Source organism: Bacillus sp. AY2-1, from assembly GCF_008368965.1.
Taxonomy (GTDB): Bacteria; Bacillota; Bacilli; order Bacillales; family Bacillaceae_G; genus Bacillus_A; species Bacillus_A thuringiensis_S.
On record NZ_QPEL01000159.1, the window covers coordinates 1 to 4,324 of the forward strand.

Sequence of the window (4,324 nt, forward strand, 5' to 3'; positions counted from 1 at the left end):
CAGCGAAAGCAAAGAAGTTATTAGAGGTATATGTAAGCTCTATATAGGAAGGAGAATTTTGAAATTCTATTGATAAATCAAGTAATTGTAATAGCCCTTATTTAGAATAATAATTTCAAAATCAATAAAATTTAGAGTAGAAGGAGCAAGAGCAAATTATTATGAATAAACAAATAGGTTTTATCGGATGTGGAAACATGGGTATTGCTATGATAGGTGGGATGATTAAAAAAAATATAGTTTCTCCAGATCAAATAATTTGTTCAGATTTAAATGTCATTAATTTAAAAAATGCTAGTAATGAATATGGCATAACTATAACTACTAACAACAATGAAGTCGCTAACAGCGCTGACATTTTAATTTTATCAATCAAACCAGATTTATACTCATCGGTAATTAACCAAATAAAAGATCAAATAAAAAATCAAATAAAAAATGATGTAATCGTTGTAACTATTGCTGCAGGAAAAAGTATTAAGAGCACTGAGAATGAATTTGGTAGAAAGTTGAAAGTTGTTAGAGTAATGCCTAATACACCGGCACTTGTTGGAGAAGGAATGTCTGCGTTATGTTTTAATGAAATGGTTACAGAAAAAGATATAAAAGAGGTACTGAACATATTTAATATTTTCGGCCAGACGGAGGTCATAAATGAAAAACTAATGGATGTTGTTACATCTATTAGTGGTTCTTCTCCAGCATATGTGTATATGTTTATAGAAGCCATGGCAGATGCTGCTGTACTTGGCGGTATGCCGAGAAAACAAGCTTATAAATTTGCGGCTCAGGCTGTATTAGGTTCTGCAAAAATGGTATTGGAAACAGGAATACATCCAGGTGAATTGAAGGATATGGTTTGTTCTCCAGGTGGAACGACGATAGAAGCTGTAGTAACGCTAGAAGAAAAAGGTTTAAGAACAGCTATCATTTCAGCTATGAAACGTTGTACGCAAAAATCTATGGAAATGTCTAGTTTAACTAGTAAGTGAGAAGCGAATTTATATAATATTTCAAATCTATTTAATGTAAAAGAAATATTATGAGGCTAGTTAATAACTAAGTAAATTTATATACAACACTAACGAGAAGAATAAACCTTATTTTAAAGGGGATACAGAAAATATGAGTAATTTACTAAAAAAGAAATCCGTTACACAATTGTTGGAGCATAATCAAAGCAAGACTTTAACGAAAACATTAGGAGCATTTGATTTAATTATGTTAGGGGTAGGCTCGATAGTTGGAACGGGTGTTCTTGTGTTAACTGGATTAGTAGCAGCAAGAAATGCTGGTCCAGCAGTTGTTTTTTCATTTATACTTGCAGCAATTATATGTGGATTTATAGCATTATGTTACGCGGAAATTGCTTCTACACTCCCGGCGTCTGGTAGTGTATATACGTACTCATATGCAACAATTGGCGAGTTTGTTGCTCATCTAGTAGGTTGGTCATTGCTGTTAATATATATCGTGGCAACAGCGGCTGTCGCTGCTGGATGGACAGGCTATTTCCACAATTTAATAAAGGGATTTGGATTAGAGATACCTAAAGCTCTAGTAACGATTCCTTCGCATGGTGGTATTGTGAATCTACCAGCAGTAATCATTACATTGATATTAGCATGGATGTTATCCCGTGGTACGAGGGAAAGTAAACGAATCAATAATACAATGGTATTGATTAAAATTGGAATGATTTTGTTGTTTATTACGGTTGGTATATTCTATGTAAAACCAATGAACTGGATACCAATTGCACCATACGGTTTAAGTGGAGTTTTTACGGGTGGAGCAGCTATTTTATTCGCTTTTACGGGTTTTGATATATTAGCAACTTCAGCAGAAGAAGTAAAAGACCCGAAACGTAATCTTCCGATCGGTATTATTGCATCATTAATCATATGTACAATTATTTATGTTATGGTATGCCTTGTTATGACAGGAATGGTTTCCTATAAAGAATTAAATGTCCCTGAGGCAATGGCTTATGTAATGGAAGTTGTAGGACAAGGAAAAGTCGCTGGTGCAATTGCTGCAGGTGCTGTAATTGGCCTTATGGCTGTTATTTTTTCCAATATGTATGCGGCAACACGAGTATTCTTTGCAATGAGTCGTGATGGATTGTTACCGAAATCATTTGCGAAAGTTAATAAGAAAACTGGAGCACCCACTTTTATAACTGGATTGGCAGGAATAGGGAGCTCTATAATAGCTGGGTTTATTGATTTAAAAGAATTGGTTAATTTAGTTAATATCGGTAGTTTGGTGACGTTTGCGTTAGTTTGTCTATCAGTTATTATTCTACGTAAATCACACCCAAATTTAAAACGTGGATTTATGGTACCTTTTGTACCTGTATTACCAAGCGTTTCAATTGTATGTTGTTTGTTTTTAATGCTAAATTTACCGTTAAGGACATGGATGTACTTTAGTATTTGGATTACTATTGGGGCAGTCATATATTTCTTTTATTCGATAAAACACAGTAATTTAAATGAGGAAACGATCTCGAAATTACATGATAAAATTGCGAGATAATAACGATAGAAAATTTTATTAATAATCATATTGATAGTTGAGTAACATAGAAACAGTTTTTTGACATTTAGCAAGAGATAAAATAAGAGATGCTAGGGCAGCTAAGTACTTTTTTAGAAACCTTGCTTGTTTTTTACGATTTAAAACTGCTAAGGAGAGAGAAGTATGAGTGAATTGCATTTTATGAGTATAGAAGAATTGGATAATAAATTGAAAAAATCTGACAGTGGTATTTATTTCATTAAAGATTATAATGACAATATTATTTATGTAGGCAAGGCTTTTAGTATAAAAAGTAGAGTATTAGCTCATTTTAATAGTTATTCCAATATTGAGGAATATGTACATTTATTTAATAAAGTAGCGTATCTCATTGAAGATAGTTTGTTAAAACGCTCATTGTTACAAGTTACTTATATGATTAAATATAAACCAGTATTAAACAAAGAAGTACAAAAAGAATTCCCAGAGTTGTATACTCAATACATTAAGCAGACAAATAAAAAATCTATGTTGTTAGAAATTGATGAAGCTAAAGAAAAAGGGGAGGAGTTAAAGAATAAATTAGTAAAATTAGTGGGTGGAAAAACTATGTTTTATGACATAATTTCTCTGTTAAACAATGGATATAACTATCATGTTCTCGCAAAAGTATTGAGCATAGAACTTCAAACTTTAATTATAATAAAAGAACACCGAAATAAATTCCCGATACCACATAATTATAAGAGGACAATAAAACATCAAGATATAATGTATGCTTTATCTGGAAAAAAGAATTTAAGTACTTCAAGGTTAAACACTTAACTTTAAAATAGTAAATTCGTTGCTTTTGTAGCTTTTATTGTTATATTGAAATGTAATGTACATTTGTGTTTCAAATTTAATTGGTGGAATAAGGGGAGGGAAAGGGTTCCTATAAAAATACTGGAAGAAATTAGGTCGCTTATGCATAAATAGCATAAGTAGGCACATGTTATTTATAAATATATTGGAAGTGCAATTATAAATATTCAAAGATACGAAAGTAATACAAAGGAAATTCTTATTTCTGCTACTACAAGTACTATTGAGCAAATGAAGTATGAAATTGCTTTTGAACTAAGAGTCACACTGGGACCTGATACATCACATCATCTGCAAATGGTTCGGATCGGTGGAGAGTTTACAAAACGCTTAGTTTGAATGGCTGAAAAACAGTTAACAGGTCAATACAGATTACACTAAGAAAATAATCCGTATATATACGGATTATTTTTCCTTTAATTTACAAAAAAATAAATTTCGAAATTGAAAAAACCTCTCAGATTCCTTTGTAATAATCTTTTTTAGTTGTGTTAATGACATAGGTATCGAAAGGTGGTAAATTTGATACGAACGATGTATGATCCCTTAAAAGGGTTTTTGTGTTATTTATAATTTTAATTCCATAATACTTAAGCCGATATAATAAAATGTTTTATGTCTAAATTGATATAAAGTAATAATCATTAAGTGATATTTCTTTTTTTATAGAATAAGTAAAAACTGATACTGTAGTAATTACTGTTTTGAGATCAATTTACTGTGTACCTTAATTATTGAAGTTTTTTGTTGATTAACAACTATTGTGTTTGGAAATTAATAATAAGTTTATCCCGCTATTTGCCGGGCAGTAAGACCCCCACCTCAAAATTCAGCGGAAGCAAAGAAGTTAGGTGGGGGATCAACTGTCTGTAAAAGCCCGATTTGTGTGGGCTAATAATCAGTGGGGGATGAACAAAACCCCCACTGATTAAAGTTT

Annotated in this window: 4 protein-coding genes; all 4 read left to right on the plus strand. The window is 31.7% G+C overall.

All coding sequences use genetic code 11. From position 1 onward, the window contains the following. Positions 1-161: 161 nt before the first annotated feature. The gene (proC, locus tag DN403_RS26490) at positions 162-992 is read left to right on the plus strand and encodes a pyrroline-5-carboxylate reductase (RefSeq protein ID WP_149185915.1); all 831 of its coding nucleotides are present in this window, start codon (positions 162-164) and stop codon (positions 990-992) included. Between the two features lie 133 nt (positions 993-1,125). After that, positions 1,126-2,541: an amino acid permease gene (locus DN403_RS26495; protein ID WP_000067456.1), complete on the plus strand. Its 1,416-nt coding sequence runs from the start codon at positions 1,126-1,128 to the stop codon at positions 2,539-2,541. A gap of 165 nt (positions 2,542-2,706) precedes the next feature. Further along, on the plus strand, positions 2,707-3,348 hold the full coding sequence (locus DN403_RS26500; RefSeq protein WP_001292159.1) for a GIY-YIG nuclease family protein: 642 nt from the start codon (positions 2,707-2,709) through the stop codon (positions 3,346-3,348). Between the two features lie 198 nt (positions 3,349-3,546). Then, positions 3,547-3,726 (plus strand): small, acid-soluble spore protein, alpha/beta type, encoded by a 180-nt coding sequence (locus DN403_RS26505; protein ID WP_042598237.1) that lies wholly within the window; start codon positions 3,547-3,549, stop codon positions 3,724-3,726. The last annotated feature ends 598 nt before the right edge of the window (positions 3,727-4,324 follow it).

What these genes read in the sequence shown, in the direction of transcription:
- DN403_RS26495 (WP_000067456.1), top strand. Translation starts at nt 1,126, where the DNA reads ATGAGTAATTTACTAAAAAAGAAATCCGTTACACAATTGTTGGAGCAT.
- DN403_RS26500 (WP_001292159.1), top strand. Translation starts at nt 2,707, where the DNA reads ATGAGTGAATTGCATTTTATGAGTATAGAAGAATTGGATAATAAATTG.
- proC (WP_149185915.1), top strand. Translation starts at nt 162, where the DNA reads ATGAATAAACAAATAGGTTTTATCGGATGTGGAAACATGGGTATTGCT.